The organism is Achromobacter sp. 1011791174, assembly GCF_059760925.1.
The window spans coordinates 19,587-40,700 of the sequence record NZ_JCBANH010000055.1; the positions used below are offsets into that span (position 1 = coordinate 19,587).

Sequence of the window (21,114 nt, forward strand, 5' to 3'; positions counted from 1 at the left end):
TACCCGAAGGCCGGCGCAAAAATCCATGAGACATCTCCAAATCAGGGATCAAGGCGACAGAAGCGCCGCAGCTTCGCGCTTTCGCTTGCCGGCCGGTGGATTATCTTGCCAAGCTGCGGGTTCTTTCGCCCGTGGTCTGGGGCCCGCCGCAACGGCATCGGGCCTCGTCTTTTCCGAATTCTGCTCAGGGATCATCATGACTCGCATGGATGGATTGGGAATGTCGGCCGACGCGGGGATCGCGTCCTCGGCCGTGCGTGGCGGCGTTGCGGGCGGAGCGTTCCGCTCGGCGTTCCAGGATGCGCAGCTGCGCGCGGCGCCGGCATTCGCGGGCGGCGTGTCGGGCGCGGTCCGGGCCGCGCCTTCGGACGCAGAACGGGAATTCATGGAATTCGCCGGCATGTCCCTGCAAGACAAGATGCTCTATTCGGCCTTGGCTTCGCTGGGCATTTCCAAGCAGAAGTTCGACGCCATGTCGCCGGCCGAGAAGCAGGAAGTGCTGAAGAAGGTCGCGCTGCTCATGGAGCAGATGACGCGCGCCGAAACCGAAGGCCGGAAGTCGGTCTAGCCTGTTCAGGCGCTGCGCGCCAGGCCGCGAGCCAGCCGTTCGCCGGCGACCCGTAGTCGCTCGATGAGCGCGGCGGGCTCCAGGACCTGGAATTCCACGTCCAGCGCCATCAACCAGTACGTCAGGCTGTCCAGAGACGCCGCGCTGCAACGCAGCAGGCAGCGGGCGTCGTCGACCTCATCGATCTCGCCGGCGGCGGACGGGATGCGGGCGGCCATGGCCGCCCGTGGCGCATGCAGCACGATGCGCGCGTGCGCCGGATAGGCGCCGAGTCGCAGCGTGCGCGATACGTACTCGCGCAGGTCTCCCCCGCCAGGCGAGGGACGCGGCGCGAAGTGCGCGCCCGTGGTCGCCGGCCCGGCAATGCGGTCCAGGCGGAAGATGCGCCAGTCATCGCGCGCCGGATCCCAGGCCACCAGGTACCAGCGCTGGCTGGCGTGCGCCACACCTTGCGGTTCCACCATGCGCGAGCTGGCCTGGCCGCGCCCATCCCGATAATCAAACGCCACCCGCAATTGATCGCGGCAGGCCGTCGCCAGCGTGGCCAGCAGCGCCGCGTCCACCGTGGGGCCATGCGGCTCCAGCGGCACGACGGCGGCGCGCAGCGCGTCGGTGCGCCGGCGCAGGCGCGCCGGCATGACCTGTTCCAGCTTGATCAGCGCGCGCAGCGCGGTTTCCTCGATGCCGCCCACCGAGCCGGCGGCCGCCGTGCGCAGCGTGATGGCAACCGCCAGCGCTTCCTCGTCGTCCAGCAACAGCGGCGGCAGGGCCTTGCCGGGACGCAAGGCATAGCCGCCGGCGATGCCGCTGCTGGCGTGGACGGGGTAGCCCAGCTCGCGCAGCTTGTCGATATCCCGCCGCAGCGTGCGCGGATGCACCTCCAGCGTCGTGGCCAGCTCCGGGCCGCTCCAGTGGCTGCGGGTTTGCAGCAGCGACAGCAGGCGCAGCAGGCGGTGGGTGGCGGTGAGCATGGCGCGCGTGGCGAATGAAGAGGGGAGCGGATTGCGAGATGCAGAATGCCGGATGATATTGAGGACAGAATTTGTCCGCAATGGATTCTACAGTGCTCAGAGTTGGCCCGGGCGTCTCTTGTCCCGGTCCCGTTCAACGGAGCATTGTCCATGTCCATCGTCTTGTATTGGCACCCCATGTCCAGCGCCTCTCCCATCGCCAGCGCCCTGGCCGAGCTGGAAGTGGCGCACGAGCGCGTCCTGATCGACCTCAAGGCCGGCGAGCAGCGCCGCCCGGAGTTCCTGGCTCTCAATCCCAACGGCGCGGTGCCGACGCTGACGGTGGACGGCGCGCCGATGTTCGAGGCGCTGGCGATCCATTTGTGGCTGGGCGAGCGCTACGGCGTGGAGCGCGGGCTGTGGCCGGCGGCCGATACGCCCGAACGGCTGCAGGCCATGTCGTGGTGCGCCTGGTCCTACGTTACCTACGGCGCGGCGGTGTGGAGCCTGAGCACGGCCCTTCATCCCCGCGGCGGGGAACAACGCGACGAGCAGCAGGCCAAGCGCGCGCTGGCGCAGCTGGACCGGCTGCTGGCCGTGCTGGATGGCCATTTGGCCAAGCAGGCCTGGATCGTGGGCGCCTCGTATTCGCTGGCGGATCTGGTGGTTGGCTCGGTGCTCGGCTACACCGCCTTTCTGGGCGCTCCGATTGCCTCGCATCGGCATGTCCAGGCCTGGCTGGACAAGGTGCAGGCGCGGCCAGCGATGCGGTTGGAACAGGGCTGAGCGCCACCGGCGCGGCGCAAGCCTCGACGCCGGCCCTGTCCGATTTCGGGGAAGCGCGGCGGCTTCCCCCGCGCGGTGGCCGTGTCCTCAGCGCAGCGGCATCGCCACCGGCCGCAGCGGCGCCGCGTCGCCGCCGCGGATCTTCAGCGGGCCGCCGATGAAGGCGAACTCGTAGACCTGGTCGCGCGACAGCTCATCCAGCGCGGCCAGCTCAATGATGGGCACGCCCTGCTGCGCCAGCAGATAGGTGTGCAGCGGCACGTAGTCGTCGGCCACCTCTGACGGGAAGGTCTCGAAGCTGAGGTTGTCGGCGCCCAGGATCATGGCGCCGCCTTCCTCGACCAGGTAGCGGGCGGCGTCCAGGCCCATGCCGGGCGGCTTGGCCATGTAGGCGGCCGGGTCGTTGTACAGCTTCATGCGGCCGGTGCGGATCAGCACGATGTCGCCCTGCCGCAGCTCGGTCTTCTGCCGCGCCAGCGCGGCCTTCAGGTCCTGGCGGGTGATGCGGTACTGGTCCGGCAGCATGTCCACGCCCTTGAGCGCGGCCACGTCGATCAGCACGCCGCGCGCCACCAGCGGCGGGAATTTCTCGATGCCGGTGCGCTTCCAGCCGCGATCGCCCAGATGTTCGTCGGCGCGAAAGCCGTTCCAGATCTTGCCGTGGATGCCGAAGTGGTTGAGCGCGTCGATGTGCGTGCCGGTGTGGCTGTACATGGAAAAGGCCGTGCCGGTGTAGCTGCGCACCGCGTTCATGTCCTTGCCCACGCCCATGGGATCGTCGACCTCGGTGCCGCGCGGCGTGTGGGTCATCCAGAATTGATAGCGGGGATCGCCGGCGTCCTGCCAGCTGGGCATGCCCATGTAGTACTCGGTGGCCAGGTCATAGACCTTGCCGCCGGTCACGCGCGACATGACGGCGGCGCGCGATTCGGGCGTGATCAGGTTCAGCCGGCCAATTTCGTCATCCGGGCCCCAGGGGCTGATGCCGACCTCCTGGCCGGGAGCGGGCGCGCGCGACGGCGCGCCGTGCGCATGGGCGTTCAGGCTGAGGGCGGCGCCGAGCGCCAGGCCGAGCAGATTGCGGGTAAAGCGTGCGTTCATGATGTACCTGTGCAGGTGATGGTCCGCGTGCGCGGACAACGATTAAAAAGGAAGCTGCCCGGTGGTTCCGAGGCGGGAGGATCGGGCTCAGGCCTGGGCCGAGGCCAGCGCTTGCAGGCGCTGGCGCAGCGCGGCCAGCGGCGTGGTCTGCAGCCGGGCCAGGTCGGCGCCGACGATCAGCGTCGGAATGGAACGGATGCCCAGGCGCATGGCGGCGTCGCGGTCGGCCTGCACGCGCTGGCGCACTTCCGGGCCCCGCATGCGTTCGGCGAAGGCGGCGCGGTCATGGCCCAGGGCCACCGCGATGTCCAGCAGCACGTCGAGATCGCCGATGTTGCGGTGCTGGCTCAGGTGCGCATCCTGGATCGCGTCGAACATGTCCCAGTGGCCGGCGTCGCCCGCGACCAGATGGGCGGCCTGGCAGGCCAGCGCGCCGGCCAGGCCGCTGGGGTATTCGAAATTCTCGGCGCGCATGCCTTCGACATCGATGCGGGGCTGGTCCTCATGGCCGAGGCAGGTTTCCCAATGGCCCAGGATCACGCTCTTGGCGCGCGCCATCGAGCCGAAGACCTGCACCATCTGTTCGCGGTTGTCCTGCAGCACGAAGCTGCGCTGGCGCACCTGGATGCCCAGTTCGGCGGCCGCCTGGCGCAGCCGGGGAGACATCACATAGCACCAGCTGCAGACCACGTCGTGGAAGAAGTCCACGGTCAGCGGGGCGGAAGCGGGGGAGGGATTCATGTTGGCGTCCTTGCGGTTTCAATGGACGCCAGCTTACGGACCGCCAGGCGCGGCAGTAAGCCCATGACGGTTGCGACTCTATTCGCTGGGCGTCAAGAATCGCCGGACAGGGTGGCGGGCAGATGCTCGGCCAGGAAGTCCACGAAGGCCTTGACCTTGGGTTGCAGGTGGCGGCTGGTGGGATAGACCGCGTAGACGTGCCGGGGCGCGGCTGGCAGGTCCGGCAGCACGCGCGCCAGGCGGCCATCGGCGATGGCCGGGTCGGCCAGGAACGAGGGCAGCGCGCCGATGCCCAGGCCGGCGACCAGCAGGTCGCGCAGCATCAGGCTGTTGTTGACCTGGACGAGGTCCTGGCCGGCCGCCGCGTCCGAGGCCTGTCCGGATTCCTCGACCGAGGCGGCGCCATCCGCCAGGCTGTAGCTCAGGATCGCATGCCCGCGCAGCGCGTCCGCGTCGCGAGGATGGCCGTGCGCTTGCAGATAGGACGGCGCGGCGCACAGCACCTGCGTCAGCGATACCAGCCGGCGCGCGATTAGGGTGGAATCTTCCAGCTGCGCGCGCAGCCGGATCGATACGTCGAAGCCCTGGCCCACCGCGTCCACCAGGCGGTCTTCCATGGACAGGTCCAGGCGCAGCTCCGGGTACTGCCGCAGGAAGCGCGCCAGCAGCGGCGACAGCACGCTCAGCGCGAAGGACAGCGGCGCGTTCACGCGCAGCCTGCCCGAGACGCGCTGGGATTGCTGGCGCACGGATTTTTCCAGCGCGTCCAGCTCGTCCAGCAGCCGGCAGCACTCGGCGTAGTAGGCCGTGCCGGTGTCGGTCAGGCTCATCTTGCGCGTGGTGCGCTGGATCAGCACCGCGCCCAGATGGGACTCCAGGGCCCGCAGCTGCTTGCTCAGGCCAGCGGATGACATGTCCAGGACCTCGGCCGCCTTGGCGAGGCTGCCCAGTTCCACGATGCGCCGGAAGGCGCGCATGTAGTTGAAGGTGTCCATGTCGGGTGCGGAGGAAAACGAATCCCGCGATTCTGCAGCGATCCGCGCCATTCGCCAAACGCGGCGCGGGCGGCCCGGCGCGGCCGTCGTCGTCATGCACGGCATAATCGTGGGACAACGCAACACCAGAAAGGAGGTTTCGCGCATGTCCATCATTCGTTCCTGGCGCACATTCCTGGCCGCCGCGCTGCTCGTGGTCGCCGAAGGCGCCGCCGCCGCGCAGGGCGACGCCGGCACCGAACTGTTGAAGGCCGCCGGCGATGGCGACGTGTTGCGGATCAAGGCCTTGCTGGCCGACGGCGCGCCGCTGGAAGCGCGCGACGAGGATGGCAATACGCCCCTGCTGCGCGCCACGCTGGGCAACCACGAAGTGGCGGCCTCGGTCCTGATGAAGGCGGGCGCCGACGTCAACGCCAAGAACCGCATCGAGGACAGCGCCTACCTGTATGCCGGCGCGCGGGGCTACAACGAGATCCTGACGCTGACGCTGCGCCATGGCGCGGATATCCGAAGCACCAATCGCTACGGCGGCACCGCGCTGATTCCGGCCTGCGAGCGCGGCCTGGCGGAAACCGCGCGCCTGCTGCTGCGCGCCGGGGTCAATCCCAATCACGTCAACAAGCTGGGCTGGACCGCGCTGCTGGAGGCCATCATCCTGGGTGATGGCGGGCCGAAGTACCAGGCGACCGTGCTGGAACTGCTGTCCTTCGGGACCAACCCGGACGTGGCGGACAAGGACGGGCGCAGCCCCCTGTGGCATGCCCGCGAGCGCGGCCAGGACGCCATCGTCGACATGCTGCGCGCCGTTGGCGCGCGCTGACGGCGCTCATCAATGGGGCGGCGGAACGCGCCGCAGAACATAGCGGCGCGCATGCCGGCGTGGCGCGAAACTCAGGTCAGCCTGCCGCGCAGCCGATGCAGGCCCGCGAGGGCCAGCGTCACCCCCGCCCAGGCCAGCGCCAGCGGCACGGGCGAGCCGAAAGGCAGCCACGACGTCGCCGCCAGCAGCAGCCCCAGCAGGCTGTAATAGCCCAGGCTGAACAGCGCGCCGGCCCGGCCCAGGCAGTCGCCGTAGCGTCGCAGCGCCGGCCCCAGCAGGTTGGGGATGGCCATGCCGTAGCCGGCGAAGATGGGCAGCGCGGCCACGGCCCACCAGAGGCCGGGCATGGGCGCGAGCCAGATCGCCAATCCCTGCGCCGCCACGCCGACCGCCACGCAGCACAGGCCCAGCGCCACCCGCCGCGCGGGGCCTTGCGAGGCCGGCAGGCGCCGGTTCCATAGCGCGCCGAGGGTGCCGGCCAGCGCCACGGCCATGCCGATCCAGCCGAACCCCAGCCACGGCAGCGGCCCTGTCATGAAGGGGCCGGCAGCATAGAACGAGAAGGCCAGCAGGTTCAGGCCGGCCACCAGCATGGCCGTGCACAGCAGCTCGGGGTCGCGCAGCATGCGGCGCGCCAGCCGGAGCATGGGCTGGCGCGCTGCCGGGGCCGTCCGCGTTTCGCCGACCTGCGCCCATCCGGCCGCCAGCAGCAGGCCGGCCAGCGCCGCGATGCCGCCCAGCACGCCGCGAAAACCCGCCTGGTCCGCCAGCAGCTGGCCCGCCAGCGGCCCCAGCGCCGGCGACCAGGACAGCACGGCGCCCAGCATGATGAAGCAGCGGGTCAGCGCCTCGCCCTGCAGGCGGTCGCGCAGCATGGTCTGCGTGGTGATGGAGCAGGTGGCCAGCCCCAGCGCCTGGACGAAGCGCCCGGCCAGCAGCGCCTCGAATCCTGGCGCCCAGGCGGCGCACAGGGTGCCCGCCAGTCCCGTGCACAGGCCTGCCAGCAGCGCCGGCCGCCGGCCCCAGGCGTCGCACAGCCAGCCCCACAGCAGCACGCCGGCGGCGAAGCCCAGGAAGTAGATGCCCATGACGGACTGCGTCAGGGCCGCGTCCAGCCGCCAGTGGCGGGCCAGGTCGGGCAGCGCGGGCGCGAGGATGGTTTCCGCCGCTTGCGGCAGGGCCAGCAGGGCGATGAGCAGGGCCGCCGGCGGCAGGCCGTCGCGGCGGGGGGAAAGAGGGGCCTTCATGATGCGCAACTCAAAAAGTCCCTAGCGTAGCCAGCGCGTCGCACGCAAAATCACGATGTTGAGTCAAAAAACATAGGGAATCGGACAATGCCGATTTACGCCTACGATGCCGTGATCGATCCCGACCAGGCCGCCTGCCCGGTGGTCGGGCTGGGCGTGGACGGCCGCGCGCATGCCTCGGGCTGGCACAGTCACCGGCGCGGACAGTTGTTGTTCCAGGCGCAGGGCAGCATGACGTTGTTCCTGGCCGACCGCGTCGGCGAGCTGGCGCCGTTGCAGGCGGCCTGGCTGCCAGGCGGCTGTGAGCACCGCGTGACGATGCCGGGCGGCTACGCGTTTCGCAGCCTGTTCTTCGATCCGAACGTCTATCCGGGCCTGCCGGCGCAGCCCTGCGTGCTGGACGTCAATCCGCTGCTGCGCGAGCTGATCCTGCGCATCGTCGCCTGGCCCGCCGACGCGCCGCTGGACGCCGCCCGGGCGCGTATCGTAGACACCCTGCTTGACGAGTTCGCGGCGGCGCCGTCTCGGCCCATGCCCCTGCCGATGCCGTCCGACCGCAGGCTGCGCCCCATCGCGGCCGAACTGCTGAAGAATCCGGCCTGCGGCCTGTCGATAGAGGAATGGGGCGGCCGGGTCGGCGCCAGCGGACGGACGCTGGCGCGCCTGTTCATCGCCGAAACCGGCCTGTCGTTCACGCGCTGGCGCACGCAATGCCGACTGTTGCTGGCCCGCGCCCGGCTGGCCGAAGGGGAATCGGTGACCACGGTGGCGCATGCGATGGGCTATGCCAGCGACAGCGCCTTCATTGCCATGCACAGGCGGGTCTACGGCGAATCGCCGGCGCGGTTGTGGCGCCAGTCGGCGGAGCAGGCCGAGGCCGTCGCGGCCAGCGCGCCGCGCCGGCCGCAGCCGGCGCAGCCCTATTGCCCCTGAGGAGTGCGCGGGAAAAGGCGGGGATCAGCGCCGCTGGCGCGCCCGCCGCTCTTCGCGCACGACCAGGGCCACGCCCACCAGCAGCATCAGCGCCAGCCCGTACCAGGTGATGGCATAGACCAGGTGATTGTTGGGGAAGCTGAGCACCGTCAGCCCGCCCACCGGCGCGGTCTTGGGATCGCGCGCGGCGCCGTCCGAATCGGCGTCGATGAAGTAGGGCGCGACCGGGTCCAGGCCGCGCGCGGCGGCGATGGCCGGCAGGTCGCGGCCGTACCAGAGGTTGGCGGCCGGGTCGTTGTTGCGCAGGAAGCCCTTTCCGGACTCGCCCATGCGCAGCAGGCCGGTCACGCTCGCCGTGGCCGGAGCGGGCGGCGTCAACGCCGCCTGGGTCTTGCGCCACTCTGGCAGCACGAAGCCCCGATTGACCAGCACGATGTCGCCGCTGTCGAGCCGCAGCGGGGTCATGACCCAGTAGCCGCTGCCCAGTTCCGTGGCGGCCTGCACCAGCGTCTGCTTGTCGTACAGGTAGCTGCCGGACGCCGACACGCGCCGGTACTCGGCGTTGTCCGGGGTCAGGGCCGGCCATTCGGCCGCTCGCGGCGCGGGCACGGGCGCGGCATGGGCGCGCGCGTCGACCTTGGAGATCAGGTCGCGCTTCCAGGCCAGGCGCTCGACCTGCCAGGTGCCCAGGCGCAACAGGCCCAGGAACAGGGCGAGCGCGACCAGGCCCAGGATGACCAGGGTGGTCGCGCTGCGGGGATTTCGGGGGGTATCGCCGGTGGGATCTTTTACTGCCGCCATCAACTTCTAGCCGCCATCAGGGCATATTCCGCATGTCGTGGGTCGACACGGGCATCATGTTGGAATTCAGGTGGTACATGATCCAGATGGATCCGCTGAGGGTGATCACCACCAGGACCAGCGTGAATATTAACGCCAACATGTTCCAGCCGCTTTCCGAGCGGGCGTCCAGGTGCAGGAAGTAAACGATGTGGACCACGATCTGCACCGCCGCGAAGGCCAGTATCACCAGCGCCGTCGTGCGCGAGCTGGGGAACACCTTGCCCATGACCAGCCAGAACGGGATCGCGGTGAGGATGGCCGCCAGCACGAAGCCGGTGACGTAGCCCTTCAAGGTGCCGTGGCCGCCTTCGTCCTCGTCGTGATGGCCGTGGTCGTGATCGTGGCCGGCGTGGCCGCTGTGCGCATTCATGGCAGCACTCCCATCAGGTACACGAAGGTGAACACGCCCACCCAGATCAGGTCCAGGAAGTGCCAGAACATCGACAGGCACATCAGCCGGCGGCGATTCTCGGGGATCAGGCCGTGCCGGCGCACTTGCAGCATCAGCGTCACCAGCCAGACGATGCCGAAGGTGACGTGCAGCCCGTGGGTGCCGACCAGCGTGAAGAAGGACGACAGGAAGGCGCTGCGCTGCGGCCCGGCGCCGATGTGGATCAGGTGGGCGAACTCGTAGATTTCCAGCGACAGGAAGCCCAGGCCCAGCAAGCCCGTGACGGCCAGCCAGCCCTGGGTGGCGCCGACCCGGTCGCGGCGCATCTCCAGCATGGCGAAGCCGTAGGTGATGGACGAGAGCAGCAGCAGCGCGGTGTTCACCGCCACCAGCGGCAGGTCGAACAGGTCGGCGCCGGACGGGCCCGCCGCATAGTTGCGGCCCAGCACCCCGTAGGTGGCGAACAGGCAGGCGAAGATGAGGCAGTCGCTCATCAGGTACACCCAGAAGCCCAGCAGCGTGCCGTTCTTCGGGTGGTGCTCGCCGGGCACGTGGAAGCTCAGCTTCTCCGGCTGCGGGGGCGGCACATGATGGCCGGGCAGGGGCGGGGACAGGGTTTCAGCCATGGTTGCTCAGCAGTCGGGTGCGGGCGTCTTCGCTGCGCACGACCTCATCGGCCGGCACGTAGTAGTCGCGCTTGTAGTTGAAGGTATGGACGATGGCCACGATGATCAGCGCGGCGAAGCTCAGCACCGTCAGCGGCCACATGTGCCAGATCAGCGCGAAGCCCATCACCACGCTCAACCCCGCCAGCACGATGCCGGCCCAGGTGTTTTTAGGCATGTGGATCGGAATGAAGCCGGACGTCGGCCGCTGGTAGCCGTGCTGCTTCATCTGCCACCATGCGTCCTGGTCGTGCACGCGTGGCGTGAAGGCGAAGTTGTAGACGGGCGGCGGCGAGGACGTGGACCATTCCAGCGTGCGGCCGTCCCAGGGATCGCCGGTGTCGTCGCGCAGCGCGTCGCGGCGGCGGTAGCTGACCACCAGCTGGATCAGGAAGCTGGCGATGCCCAGCGCGATCAGCAGCGCGCCGAAGGCGGCGACCTGGAACCAGATCTGCAGCGAGGCGTCCTCGAAGTGGCTGACGCGCCGCGTCACGCCCATCAGCCCCAGCACGTACAGCGGCATGAAGGCGAAGTAGAAGCCCACCAGCCAGAACCAGAACGAGCACTTGCCCCAGAACGGATCGAGCTTGTAGCCGAAGGCCTTGGGGAACCAGTAGGTGATGCCGGCCATCAGGCCGAACAGCACGCCGCCGATGATGACGTTGTGGAAGTGCGCGATCAGGAACAGGCTGTTGTGCAGCACGAAGTCGGCTGGCGGCACCGCCAGCAGCACGCCGGTCATGCCGCCGATCACGAAGGTGACGATGAAGCCCATGGTCCACAGCATCGGCACCTCGAAGCGGATGCGGCCGCGGTACATGGTGAACAGCCAGTTGAAGATCTTGGCGCCCGTCGGGATCGAGATGATCATGGTGGTGATCCCGAAGAACGAGTTCACGCTCGCCCCGGACCCCATGGTGAAGAAGTGGTGCAGCCAGACCAGGTAGGACAGCACCGTGATCACGACCGTGGCGTACACCATGGACGCGTAGCCGAACAGGCGCTTGCCGCAGTAGGTGGACACGACCTCGGAAAAGATGCCGAAGGCCGGCAGGATCAGGATGTAGACCTCGGGGTGGCCCCAGATCCAGATCAGGTTCACGTACATCATCGGGTTGCCGCCGAAGTCCGCCGTGAAGAAGTTGGTGCCCACGTAGCGGTCCATCGACAGCAGTGCAAGCACCGCGGTCAGCACGGGGAAGGCCGCCACGATCAGCACGTTGGTGCACAGCGACGTCCAGGTGAACACCGGCATGCGCATCATGGACATGCCGGGCGCGCGCATCTTGACGATGGTCACCAGCAGGTTCACGCCGGACAGCAAGGTGCCCACCCCCGCGATCTGCAAGGCCCAGATGTAGTAGTCCACCCCCGCGTCCGGACTGTGCAGGATGCCGGACAGCGGCGGATACGCCAGCCAGCCGGTGCGCGCGAACTCGCCCACGAACAGCGACATCATCACCAGCGCGGCGCCGCCCGTGGTCATCCAGAAACTGAAATTGTTCAGGAACGGAAAGGCCACGTCGCGCGCGCCGATCTGCAGCGGCACGATGTAGTTCATCAGGCCCGTGACCAGCGGCATGGCCACGAAGAAGATCATGATCACGCCATGGGCGGTGAAGATCTGGTCGTAGTGGTGCGGCGGCAGGTAGCCGGTGGAGTCACCGAAGGCGATGGCCTGCTGCAGCCGCATCATGATGGCGTCGGCGAAGCCGCGCAGCAGCATGACGATGCCCAGGATCATGTACATGATCCCGATCTTCTTGTGGTCGATGCTGGTGAACCATTCGTGCCACAGGTAGCCCCACTTGCCGTAGTAGGTGATCGCGCCCAGCAGCGCGATGCCGCCCAGCGCCACCATGGCGAAGGTGGCGATCAGGATGGGCTCGTGCAGGGGAATGGCATCCCAGGTCAGGCGGCCGAATATCAGCTTGGCGAGGTCTGTTTGATCCGTCATCTTGATTCCTGGATAGAAGACCGGGGTTGCGCCGCGCCGCCGTGCTCGGCGGCCGGGGCGCGGGCGGCTACATGGCCAGTTCCGAGGCCGAGGTGCACATGGCGCCCACGTACTGCCTGGGCGGCCCGTCCAGCCCGATGCGCTCGCGCGTGGCGGCGTCCAGGCTGGCCAGGTTGCGCGCGCCGGGCAGGCCCATGCCGCCGCGGGCGTCGATGGCCATGGCGTCCTTCATGCACATGCGGTTGGTTTCCACGCAGCGGTTGACGATGGCGTCGAACAGGCCGGACGCGACGCTGGCGTATTGCTGGACGGGGTTGCGCTCGCTGGGCTGTTCGAGCTTCAGGTAGGCCGCGCGGTCCAGCGTGGCGCCCGATGCGCGCGCGCCGGCGATCCAGCGGTCGAAGCCGGCCTGGTCCACGCCGTGGAAGCGAAAGCGCATGCCGGAGAAGCCCGCGCCGCTGTAGTTGGCCGACAGGCCTTCGTATTCGCCGGGGTGGTTGATGACCGCGTGCAGCGTGGTCTGCATGCCGGGCATGGCGTAGATCTGGCCGGCCAGCGCCGGCACGAAGAAGGAGTTCATCACCGATGACGAGGTGATCTTGAACTGGATCGGGCGGTCCACCGGCGCGGCCATTTCATTGACGGCCGCGACGCCCTGCTCGGGATAGAGGAACAGCCATTTCCAGTCCAGCGCCACCACTTCCACCACCAGCGGCTTGGTGCCGGGCGGCACCTCGCGGCCTTCGGACAGACGCGCCAGCGGACGGTAGGGATCGAGCTGGTGGGTGCTGACCCAGGTCAGCGCGCCCAGCGCGATGATGATGAGCAGCGGTGCCGCCCAGATCAGCAGCTCCAGCACGGTGGAGTGGTTCCATTCGGGATCGTAGTGGGCGGCCGTGTTGTTGGCGCGGTAGCGCCACGCGAACAGGAAGGTGAGCAGGATCACCGGCACGATGATCAGCAGCATCAGCACGGTGGAGATGATGATCAGGTTGCGCTGCTGCAGGGCCACGTCGCCGGAAGGCGAGAGCAGGACCGCATTGCATCCGGAGAGCAATGGCAGGGCGGCAATCAACATCCATCCGCAAAGCCTTGGGAGAGACAGCATGGCCATACCCCGAAACGTAACCGTGGGAGCTAAACCGAACACTACGCTGGAAGCCGCCAAAAATCTAGGGTAAAAAGAGCAAAAGTATGCGGGATCCAACATGCCGCGCCGCGCCCAGGCCCTTTGCGGGCGGGGCTTGCCGGGCATCGGGGGGTACGCATGCGGATGTGTTGCAAGAGCGTAGGCCAGGCGTATTACAACCCTCCTTTCAGCGAGCAATCACATGGCGACCACCACGCGATATCCCGGTCATGCCCCCGTCGTTCCAGAGCCGGGCGCGGCCGGACACGGCGGCCACGCCAAGGTGGCGCCAGGCGAGATCGCGGTGGGGGTCATCGTCGGGCGGACCTCCGAATACTTCGACTTCTTCGTCTTCGGCATCGCCTGCGTGCTGGTCTTTCCGCGCGTGTTCTTCCCGTTCGAGCCGGCGCTCGAGGGCACGCTCTGGTCCTTCGTCATATTCAGCTTCGCCTTCATCGCGCGGCCCATCGGCACCGCGCTGTCCATGGCCATCCAGCGCCGCTGGGGGCGCGCCACCAAGCTCACCGCCGCGCTGTTCCTGCTGGGCACGGCCACCGTGGGCATGGCCTTCCTGCCGGGCTATGACGTGATCGGCATGCACGCCATCACGCTGCTGGCGGTGTTCCGATGCCTGCAAGGCCTGGCGCTGGGCGGCTCCTGGGACGGCCTTCCGTCGCTGCTGGCGTTGAACGCGCCGCCGCAGCGTCGTGGCTGGTACGCGATGCTGGGCCAGCTGGGCGCGCCCATCGGCTTCATGGTCGCCAGCGCGCTGTTCCTGTTCCTGCATCTGACGCTTACCCAGGCCGATTTCCTGGAATGGGGCTGGCGTTATCCCTTCTTCGTGGCCTTCGCCATCAACGTGGTGGCGCTGTTCGCGCGGCTGCGGCTGGTGGTGACCGAGGAATATACGCAGCTGCTCGAAGAGGGCGAGCTCGAACCCATCGCCATCGTCGAGATCGTGCGCGACCAGGGTTACAACCTGTTCCTGGGCGCCTTCGCGGCCCTGGCCAGCTACGCGCTGTTTCATCTGGTGACGGTGTTCCCGCTGTCGTGGATCGCGGTCAGCGGCACGCAGCAGATATCCGATGTGCTGATCGTGCAGATCGTGGGCGCGGCCGTGGGCATCCTGGGCACGATGGTCTCCGGCTGGATCGCCGACCGCATCGGCCGGCGCACCACGCTGGGCCTGTTCGCCGCGGCCATCGGCGTGTTCGCGCTGGTTTCGCCCTGGCTGCTGGGCGGCGGTCCGAAGTCGCAGGACGCCTTCATCCTGATCGGTTTCGCGCTGCTGGGCCTGTCCTATGGGCAGGCCTCGGGCACGGTCACGGCGAACTTCTCGCGCCGCTTCCGCTACACCGGCGCGGCGCTGACGTCAGACATGGCCTGGCTATTCGGCGCGGCCTTCGCGCCGCTGGTCGCGCTGGGCCTGTCGGCGCGCTTCGGGCTGGTGGCGGTCAGCGTGTATCTGCTGTCCGGCGTGGCCTGCACCCTGCTGGCGCTGCGCGTCAACAAGGCGCTGGAAGACACGCGCGACTGAGTGGCTGTCACATTCGGCGGCCCGCGGCGCTACGGGGGAAGCTACCCCCCGTAGCCTTCCAGGACGTTGGCGACGTTGGTGCCGACTTCTTCCACCGCATAGCCGCCCTCCATCGTGAAGACGGCCGGCAGCCTCAGGGTCGCCAGATCGCGGCCGACTTGCCGGTAGTCGGCGCTGGCCAGCTTGAACTTCGAGATCGGATCGCCTTCGAAGGTGTCCACGCCCAGCGCGATCACCAGCGCGTCGGCGCGAAAGTCCTGCACCGCGCGCATGCCGGCGCGCAGCGCCTCGCGCCAGCCGGCGTAGCCGGTGCCGGCGGCCAGCGGCAGGTTCAGGTTGCAGCCGTCGCCGGCGCCCGCGCCGCGCTCGTCGGCGTGGCCCAGGAAGAACGGGTATTCGGTGAGCGGATCGCCGTGCACCGACACCGTCAGCACGTCGCCGCGCTCATAGAAGATGGTCTGGGTGCCGTTGCCGTGGTGGTAATCGATGTCCAGCACGGCGACGCGCGCGGCGCCGGCCTCGCGCAGCGCCTGCGCGGCCAGGGCCGCGTTGTTCAGGAAGCAGTAGCCGCCGAAGAAATCCGGGCCGGCGTGATGGCCGGGCGGACGGGTCAGCGCCATGGCCGCGCGCGGGCCGCCCGCGCCGCCCACGGCGCGCGCCGCGTCGATGGCGCAGGCCGCGCCGGCCAGCGCGGCGTCCCAGGTGCCGGCCGTCAGCGGCGAGCCGCTGTCGAACGAATACAGGCCGACGCGCGCGGCGAAGTTGGCGGGCGTCACGTCATGGCGGAAACCCCGCACCGGCCAGACGGACGGCAGCACGTCGAGTTCGGCGTTGGCCGGATCCAGCGCGATCCACTCCCGCCACGCGCCTTGCAGGAAATCCAGGTAGCGCGGGCTGTGCACGCGACCCAGCAGCGCCATGTCGGCGGGCGATGGCGCGCGCAGTTCGCCGATGCCGCGCTGGCGCAGGGCCTGCAGCACGAATTCCAGCCGCGCGGGCGATTCGTGGCAGGGCACCAGTTTGCCGCGAAACATTTCCTGGCGGCCGGCGTGCAGGTGATGGATGGGGTTGTGGAAGATCAGCACGGTAACGCTCTGTCGTTGAGGGGATGCGTCACTATAGCGGCCGAGCGGCATAGAAGGCGACGGCGACCAGCTCGCGCAGCAGCGAATACAGGTCGCGCGGCTCGGCATAGGCCGGATGCGCGCCGCCCACGTGCATGACGCCGTGGCGCCTGAGCGCCAGCATGGTGCGCGGCACATGGAAATACTGCGTCACGGCCAGCGCGCGGGCATAGCCATGCTCGCGCATGTAGGCGCTGGCGTGGCGGGCCGTGGCCCAGGTATCGACGCCCGCGCTGTCCGCCACGATGCGGTCGGCGGGCACGCCGCGGCCGATCAGGTAGTCGCGCATCACGGCGGCTTCGTCGGCGCCGGCCGCGTCCACGCCGCCACTGACGAACAGGATGCGGCATTGCGCGGTGGCGTAGCAGTCATAGGCGCGGTCCAGGCGCGCGGCCAGGCGTGGCGAGGGCTGGCCGTCGGGCGCGACCGTATTGCCCAGCACCACGGCCACGTCGGCGGGACCGGCGGGCGCCAGCAGGCCGACTGCGGCCAGGATCAGGGCGGCCAGCGCGACGAACGCGGCCAGGGCGGCCAGGCCGCGCGCGAGGCGTCTTCGGAAGGATTTCAATTCAGCGGGCCTGCCGGTCCGACGCCGGAGCGTCTCCCTGCGCGGACGGCGCGAGACCATGCCTGTCGATCACCAGATCGACATAGCGCAGCCACTTGAGCGCCGCGGCGTCTTTCTGCCCGGGCAGGCGCACTTGCAGCCAGCCCGCCGGCCGCAGCGCCACCACGTCATACCGGTCGCCGGCGCGCAGCTGCGTCGATGGGCCGCTCGTGATGTCGGGCGCGTCATAGAGATCGACGCGGTCGAAGGGCGCCACGTTGTCGCCGCCGTCGAACGGCGAGCCTTCGCCGTCCAGCAGGATTCGGGCCACCGTGCCGTCGCCGTGGAACTCGTACCGGGCCTCGACCTTCGCGCTTGCCTGCGGGAACCAGATCTGCGTGATCCAGGACACGGGAACGGCCGTGCCGTCTGGGCGCACGGCGTAGCTTTCCTCTCCCTGGCTGTCGGCGCTGTATCGGCAACCCGTTGAGAAGGCGGGCTTGCCGGCGTCGAAGACCGGGTTGACGAAGCCGTGGCAGGGGCTGGCCTCGGGAGCGGGATGGCGGATCTCCTGGTAGCGTCCCTCGTTCGGGCGATACAGGAACAGGCGCATGCGTGCCTGCGTGCCGCCGCCGGATTGGCCGATGGCCAGGTCGGCGTAACCATCGTGGTCGATGTCGGGCGTTTCGAACACATCCACTGCTTCGTCGTCCATGACGGCCAGTTGCTGGACGGGGCCCTTGCCCACGCGCGCCGAGACTGTGTGCCGGTTCTGTCCCGACACGGTGACGACCGCCGTCAGGCCGGGCTTGATCTGGTACGTGTGATCGCGCGCGCCGGCGTATGCGCCGGGCAGGAGCAGGACGAGGATGGCGGTGGCCAGAAGGGTGCGCTTCAAGGTCTTGCTCCCGTGTCGGTCGGATGGCCTGCATTATGCAGCAGCGGCGCGCCGGCCTTACGGGTATTACCGGGGCCGCGCCGCCGGGCCGACGCGACGATCGTGAGTAGAATGGCCGATACCGGCCAGACCGCCCGCGCCCGCCATGAATCTCCCGTTTCCGATCCGCCAAGAATGCCCGCCGGGCGCCTGTGTGTGCGACCGCGACAGGCTATTGGCCGATCCCGCCGCCGACATCCGCGTGCTGCGGCTCACCAAGGAAGAGGAAAAGCGCCTGATCGCGCGGCTGGAAAACCTGGCCAGCCTGGACGACCTGCGCCGCATGCAGGAGCGCTTGCAGGCGCAGCTGGGCATCGTGGTCCGGATTCTGCCCAGCGACAACGAGGTGCGCACCACGCGCGGCATCTTCATCCAGCTGGACGAGCAACCCGGCCTGTGCCGCAAGACCCGTTCGGCGATTCCGGCGGCGATCCGCCGCAGCTTCGATAACCGCCCTGAAATCGTCTATGCGCTGCTGAACGAGCGCGACCTGCTGGCCGGCGCCTGAGCGGGCCGATTCAACGACGGCGCGGTCCCGGGCAGGGATTCAGCGGCTCCACGCGGGTCGGCGTGCGCCCCGCCTGCGGGCTGGCTTCCATCTTCTTGCCGCTGCGCGCGGGGTAGGCCAGTAGCACGGCGGCGCCGGTTTTCAGCGCCGGCGGTTGCGCGGTGCCGTAGGCGACCGTCCAGCCGCGCGTCGCCAGCGGCGCCAGCGTGTATTGCAGCGCCGATCCGGGCGACACGTGCGCGACCTTGCCGGCGTACAGCTCTTCTTCGCGGACCAGCTGGTCGTTGATCGATTGGTAGGTGGCGATGCTGACCAGCGCGGCCGATTCGCCGTGGCGGGCCAGGACGGCGGTTTCATATTTCCCGGGAGCGATGTCGGTAAGGCTGACCCCGATCTCGCCGGCCGCATGCCCGCCGGCGTCCAGGCGCACGCCAGTCACGTCGGCGCGCGCCAGCGGCACGGCGCCGGTATTTTGCACGCGCACGCTGTATTGGCCGGAGGTGCCGGCCACGGTGCAGACGATGACGCCATAGGCGGGGGCGATGCTCAGGGCCGACGCGGGACCGGCGGCCAGCGCCGTGGCCAGCAGGCATAGGCGGGCGGGTGTCGTGTTCACGGGTTCCTCCTCAGGCGACTTGGGTGATGGTCAGCACTGCGCCCAGATCGATCCTGCCTTCGACAAAATCCCTGACCGCATCTTCCGCATCCATGATCCGTTCCCCGTGTGGCTGGATTCAGCGCTTGCGGTCCGCTGCCAGCGCGTGCCCGCGCCGGCGGCGGGCGACCGCAAGCCAGGGCATTATCCCACCACCTGGCCGCCGGCCTGTTCGGCCTGCTGGCGCTTGCCGGCCAGCCAGTGCAGGATCAGCGCCAGCACCAGCAGCGCGGCCATGATGAAACCCCAGAAGATCCAGCCCAGCACCGAGATCCAGGTGCCCAGGCCGCCGGCCGCGGGCAGGATCTGGTTCAAGCCCTGCACGGCCCACACCAGCGATTCCTGCAGGCCCTTCAGCCAGGACGGATCGACCCAGGGCGCGGCCCAGGCCGGTGGATTCCATTGCGCGGTGCCCAGCGCGGCGGCGCCCGGCACCTGCGAGCCGGCGATCAGCGACAGCACCCAGTTGGCCAGCTGCAGGGTCAGGGCGACGAATCCGGTCCACAGCGCGGCCAGCGCGGCGAACGCGATCCAGATGATTTTCTTCATGAAAGCGGTACTCCAGAGTGCGGAAAAGCCACCAGGATAGAGCTGATTCTATTTCTGAAAAACCAGCGACAATGTGACAAACATTAAGAAAAAACCGAAGTCTTGGCCTGCTCCAGGATGCGTCGCACCAGGGGATGGTTCTGTCCCCGGCGATTGCGGATGGCGTGGATCTCCTCGTGGACCGCGTCGCAGCGCGCCAGCGGCCGCAGGCCGCGCAGCAGGCCGATATCGTCGCCGCCCAGCCGGCTGAGCGGAAACACGCCCAGGCCGCGCGCGGCGAACACCGACATCAGCGCGCTGTCCTCGAATTCCCCGACCACGTTGGGATGGATGCCCTGCTCGCGGAACCAGCGGTCCAGGGTCTGGCGCAGCACCGAGTGGCCGGTGGGCAGCAGCACGGGCAGGCGCTCCAGCGACTGCGGAAAGGCCTGCACGTCGGCGCGCCGCAGCAGGCGCGACGGGCCATACCAGTCCACCGGCGAGGACACCAGCCGGTCGCTGGTCAGGCGCAGGTTGGGATTGGCCGGCGCGCCCTGGCCGGCCAGCACCAGATCCAGGTGATGCTGCGCCAGTTCGCCCAGCAGTTCCTCGAACTCGCCTTCGTGGCAGGTCAGCCGCAGGTCCGGCGTGTCCAGCACCGGGCCGAGCAGCGCGTGCGCGGCCAGCTTGGAAATGCCGTCGGACAGGCCCACGGACAGCCGGATCACCGGCTTGGTGGCGGCGGTGCGCACTTCCTGCGCCAGGCCCTGGCCGATCTGGAAAATTTCCTCGGCGCGGGCGAAGGCCGCCTGGCCAGCATCGGTCAGGGCCACGCCGCGTCCGGCCGGCTTGAGCAGCTGATGCCCCAGGTTGCGCTCCAGTTCGCGCACCTGGGCGCTGATGGTCTGGATGGCCATGTCCAGCCGTTCGGCGGCGCGGGAAAAGCCGCCTTCCTTGGCGACCATCCAGAAATAGTACAGGTGGCGGTAATTCAACATGGGGACGGATCCGGTATGTCCAATACTTCGGTTTTTCCGAACCTTAACTCAATTTACGGCTGATTTCTCAAGCAGGCCCGGATCCGGATCATGAACGTCTTCGGATCTTAGATTTCAGACCCAAGCGGAACACACATGGAAACCCTGCTGACCTTCTTCAATGCCGACCTCCTCGGCACGCCAGCCTGGAGCTGGCTGCTCTTCCTGGGCATCGTCGTGACGCTGCTGGCTTTTGACCTGGGCGTGCTGCATCGTGACGAACGCGAGATCGGCGTGCGCGAAAGCCTGCTGCTCTCGGCCGGCTACATCACCGCCGCGCTGATCTTCGGCGCCTGGGTGTGGTGGCAGATGGGCGCGGCCAGCGGCATGGCCTACTACACCGGCTTCATGATCGAGAAGTCGCTGTCCATGGACAACGTCTTCGTCATCGCGCTGATCTTCAGCTTCTTCGCGATCCCGCGCCAGTACCAGCACCGCGTGCTGTTCTGGGGCATCCTGGGCGTGATCGTGCTGCGCGCCATCATGATCGGCCTGGGCGCGGCCCTGGTCAGCAACTTCGGCTGGCTGCTGTACCTGTTCGGCGCGTTCCTGGTGTTTACCGGCATCAAGATGTGGCTGATCGCCGACCAGGAGCCGGACATCGCCAGCAACCCGATCCTGAAGTTCCTCAAGCGCCGCATGCGCGTGACGGACGGCCTGCGCGGCAACGCGTTCTGGGTCTACGAGAACGATCCGGCCACGTCGCGCAAGGTGCGCTGGGCCACGCCGCTGTTGCTGGCCCTGGTGCTGATCGAGTTCGTGGATCTGTTGTTCGCGGTGGATTCGGTGCCGGCGATCTTCGCCATCACCACCGACCCGTTCATCGTGTACACCAGCAACATCTTCGCGATCCTGGGCCTGCGCGCGCTGTACTTCGCGCTGGCGGCGATGATCCACCGCTTCCACTACCTGAAGTACGCGCTGGCCCTGGTGCTGGTGTTCATCGGCGGCAAGATCTTCCTGGTCGGCTTCATTGGCAAGGTGCCGGCGGCCCTGTCGCTGAGCGTGACCTTCGGCCTGATCCTGGGCGGCGTGCTGTTCTCGCTGTGGAAGACGCGCAAGGCGGCCCTGCAGGCGGGCTGATTCCGCGAGGACCGGCGGCCCCTCATGGGGCC

Annotated in this window: 23 protein-coding genes; 7 read left to right on the plus strand and 16 right to left on the minus strand. The window is 68.5% G+C overall.

Translation table 11 applies throughout. From position 1 onward, the window contains the following. The first annotated feature begins 25 nt into the window (after positions 1-25). Positions 26-568 (plus strand): hypothetical protein, encoded by a 543-nt coding sequence (locus tag AC6LJ5_RS18705; protein ID WP_498141264.1) that lies wholly within the window; start codon positions 26-28, stop codon positions 566-568. Positions 569-573: 5 nt separating this feature from the next. Here the strand turns inward: AC6LJ5_RS18705 and AC6LJ5_RS18710 are convergent, their stop codons facing one another. After that, positions 574-1,539 carry a helix-turn-helix transcriptional regulator gene (locus tag AC6LJ5_RS18710; RefSeq protein WP_498141265.1) on the minus strand — a complete coding sequence of 322 codons (966 nt, stop codon included), beginning with the start codon at positions 1,537-1,539 and terminating at the stop codon, positions 574-576. A 150-nt stretch (positions 1,540-1,689) separates the two neighbouring features. Here AC6LJ5_RS18710 and AC6LJ5_RS18715 point away from each other — a divergent pair, with 150 nt between their 5' ends. Continuing rightward, on the plus strand, positions 1,690-2,304 hold the full coding sequence (locus AC6LJ5_RS18715; protein WP_498141266.1) for a glutathione S-transferase family protein: 615 nt from the start codon (positions 1,690-1,692) through the stop codon (positions 2,302-2,304). A gap of 87 nt (positions 2,305-2,391) precedes the next feature. Here AC6LJ5_RS18715 and AC6LJ5_RS18720 read toward each other — a convergent pair whose 3' ends face one another. From AC6LJ5_RS18720 to AC6LJ5_RS18730, 3 genes are all read right to left on the minus strand, one after another. Beyond that, positions 2,392-3,405 carry a cyclase family protein gene (locus AC6LJ5_RS18720; protein WP_103276643.1) on the minus strand — a complete coding sequence of 338 codons (1,014 nt, stop codon included), beginning with the start codon at positions 3,403-3,405 and terminating at the stop codon, positions 2,392-2,394. A gap of 87 nt (positions 3,406-3,492) precedes the next feature. Further along, on the minus strand, positions 3,493-4,146 hold the full coding sequence (locus tag AC6LJ5_RS18725) for a DsbA family oxidoreductase (protein ID WP_498141267.1): 654 nt from the start codon (positions 4,144-4,146) through the stop codon (positions 3,493-3,495). A 92-nt stretch (positions 4,147-4,238) separates the two neighbouring features. Beyond that, on the minus strand, positions 4,239-5,141 hold the full coding sequence (locus AC6LJ5_RS18730) for a LysR family transcriptional regulator (protein WP_103276042.1): 903 nt from the start codon (positions 5,139-5,141) through the stop codon (positions 4,239-4,241). 145 nt (positions 5,142-5,286) lie between these two features. Between AC6LJ5_RS18730 and AC6LJ5_RS18735 the strand changes: the two genes are divergently transcribed. Further along, positions 5,287-5,961: an ankyrin repeat domain-containing protein gene (locus tag AC6LJ5_RS18735; RefSeq protein ID WP_103276642.1), complete on the plus strand. Its 675-nt coding sequence runs from the start codon at positions 5,287-5,289 to the stop codon at positions 5,959-5,961. Between the two features lie 71 nt (positions 5,962-6,032). Here the strand turns inward: AC6LJ5_RS18735 and AC6LJ5_RS18740 are convergent, their stop codons facing one another. After that, on the minus strand, positions 6,033-7,208 hold the full coding sequence (locus AC6LJ5_RS18740; protein ID WP_498141268.1) for an MFS transporter: 1,176 nt from the start codon (positions 7,206-7,208) through the stop codon (positions 6,033-6,035). An 87-nt stretch (positions 7,209-7,295) separates the two neighbouring features. Here AC6LJ5_RS18740 and AC6LJ5_RS18745 point away from each other — a divergent pair, with 87 nt between their 5' ends. Beyond that, complete coding sequence (locus tag AC6LJ5_RS18745; RefSeq protein ID WP_392410982.1) at positions 7,296-8,141, plus strand: AraC family transcriptional regulator; 846 nt, start codon at positions 7,296-7,298, stop codon at positions 8,139-8,141. A gap of 24 nt (positions 8,142-8,165) precedes the next feature. Here AC6LJ5_RS18745 and AC6LJ5_RS18750 read toward each other — a convergent pair whose 3' ends face one another. The 5 genes from AC6LJ5_RS18750 to cyoA all read right to left on the minus strand — a co-directional run bounded on the left by AC6LJ5_RS18750 (position 8,166) and on the right by cyoA (position 13,075). Further along, positions 8,166-8,942, minus strand: a complete 777-nt coding sequence (locus tag AC6LJ5_RS18750; RefSeq protein ID WP_103276039.1) for an SURF1 family protein — start codon at positions 8,940-8,942, stop codon at positions 8,166-8,168. A 16-nt stretch (positions 8,943-8,958) separates the two neighbouring features. Beyond that, entirely contained in the window at positions 8,959-9,354 is a 396-nt protein-coding gene (cyoD, locus tag AC6LJ5_RS18755; RefSeq protein WP_103276038.1) for a cytochrome o ubiquinol oxidase subunit IV, read from the minus strand. Beyond that, positions 9,351-10,001: a cytochrome o ubiquinol oxidase subunit III gene (gene cyoC, locus AC6LJ5_RS18760; RefSeq protein ID WP_103276037.1), complete on the minus strand. Its 651-nt coding sequence runs from the start codon at positions 9,999-10,001 to the stop codon at positions 9,351-9,353. Before cyoC ends, cyoD begins: the two co-directional genes overlap by 4 nt. Beyond that, on the minus strand, positions 9,994-11,997 hold the full coding sequence (gene cyoB, locus AC6LJ5_RS18765; protein ID WP_498141269.1) for a cytochrome o ubiquinol oxidase subunit I: 2,004 nt from the start codon (positions 11,995-11,997) through the stop codon (positions 9,994-9,996). The genes cyoC and cyoB overlap by 8 nt, the downstream gene beginning before the upstream one ends. A 67-nt stretch (positions 11,998-12,064) precedes the next feature. Continuing rightward, complete coding sequence (cyoA, locus tag AC6LJ5_RS18770) at positions 12,065-13,075, minus strand: ubiquinol oxidase subunit II (protein ID WP_369869718.1); 1,011 nt, start codon at positions 13,073-13,075, stop codon at positions 12,065-12,067. Positions 13,076-13,328: 253 nt separating this feature from the next. Between cyoA and AC6LJ5_RS18775 the strand changes: the two genes are divergently transcribed. Further along, entirely contained in the window at positions 13,329-14,663 is a 1,335-nt protein-coding gene (locus tag AC6LJ5_RS18775; RefSeq protein WP_498141270.1) for an MFS transporter, read from the plus strand. Between the two features lie 41 nt (positions 14,664-14,704). Here the strand turns inward: AC6LJ5_RS18775 and AC6LJ5_RS18780 are convergent, their stop codons facing one another. From AC6LJ5_RS18780 to AC6LJ5_RS18790, 3 genes are read right to left on the minus strand one after another with little or no spacing between them, the layout of a single operon-like run. Next, positions 14,705-15,748, minus strand: coding sequence for a histone deacetylase family protein (locus tag AC6LJ5_RS18780; RefSeq protein ID WP_498141271.1), 1,044 nt, complete (start codon positions 15,746-15,748; stop codon positions 14,705-14,707). A gap of 31 nt (positions 15,749-15,779) precedes the next feature. Further along, positions 15,780-16,355 (minus strand): YdcF family protein, encoded by a 576-nt coding sequence (locus tag AC6LJ5_RS18785; protein WP_498141272.1) that lies wholly within the window; start codon positions 16,353-16,355, stop codon positions 15,780-15,782. 1 nt (position 16,356) lies between these two features. After that, the gene (locus AC6LJ5_RS18790; RefSeq protein WP_498141273.1) at positions 16,357-17,232 is read right to left on the minus strand and encodes a hypothetical protein; all 876 of its coding nucleotides are present in this window, start codon (positions 17,230-17,232) and stop codon (positions 16,357-16,359) included. A 145-nt stretch (positions 17,233-17,377) separates the two neighbouring features. Here AC6LJ5_RS18790 and AC6LJ5_RS18795 point away from each other — a divergent pair, with 145 nt between their 5' ends. Then, on the plus strand, positions 17,378-17,779 hold the full coding sequence (locus tag AC6LJ5_RS18795) for a hypothetical protein (RefSeq protein ID WP_498141274.1): 402 nt from the start codon (positions 17,378-17,380) through the stop codon (positions 17,777-17,779). Positions 17,780-17,789: 10 nt separating this feature from the next. Here the strand turns inward: AC6LJ5_RS18795 and AC6LJ5_RS18800 are convergent, their stop codons facing one another. The 3 genes from AC6LJ5_RS18800 to AC6LJ5_RS18810 form a co-directional block, all read right to left on the minus strand. Continuing rightward, entirely contained in the window at positions 17,790-18,395 is a 606-nt protein-coding gene (locus tag AC6LJ5_RS18800) for a hypothetical protein (RefSeq protein ID WP_498141275.1), read from the minus strand. Between the two features lie 183 nt (positions 18,396-18,578). After that, the gene (locus AC6LJ5_RS18805; protein WP_103276030.1) at positions 18,579-18,983 is read right to left on the minus strand and encodes a hypothetical protein; all 405 of its coding nucleotides are present in this window, start codon (positions 18,981-18,983) and stop codon (positions 18,579-18,581) included. A gap of 83 nt (positions 18,984-19,066) precedes the next feature. Continuing rightward, positions 19,067-19,960 carry a LysR substrate-binding domain-containing protein gene (locus AC6LJ5_RS18810; RefSeq protein ID WP_103276029.1) on the minus strand — a complete coding sequence of 298 codons (894 nt, stop codon included), beginning with the start codon at positions 19,958-19,960 and terminating at the stop codon, positions 19,067-19,069. A 135-nt stretch (positions 19,961-20,095) separates the two neighbouring features. On the opposite strand from AC6LJ5_RS18810, the gene AC6LJ5_RS18815 reads away from it, so the two are divergent. Beyond that, on the plus strand, positions 20,096-21,082 hold the full coding sequence (locus AC6LJ5_RS18815) for a TerC family protein (protein ID WP_498141276.1): 987 nt from the start codon (positions 20,096-20,098) through the stop codon (positions 21,080-21,082). Positions 21,083-21,114 lie beyond the last annotated feature (32 nt).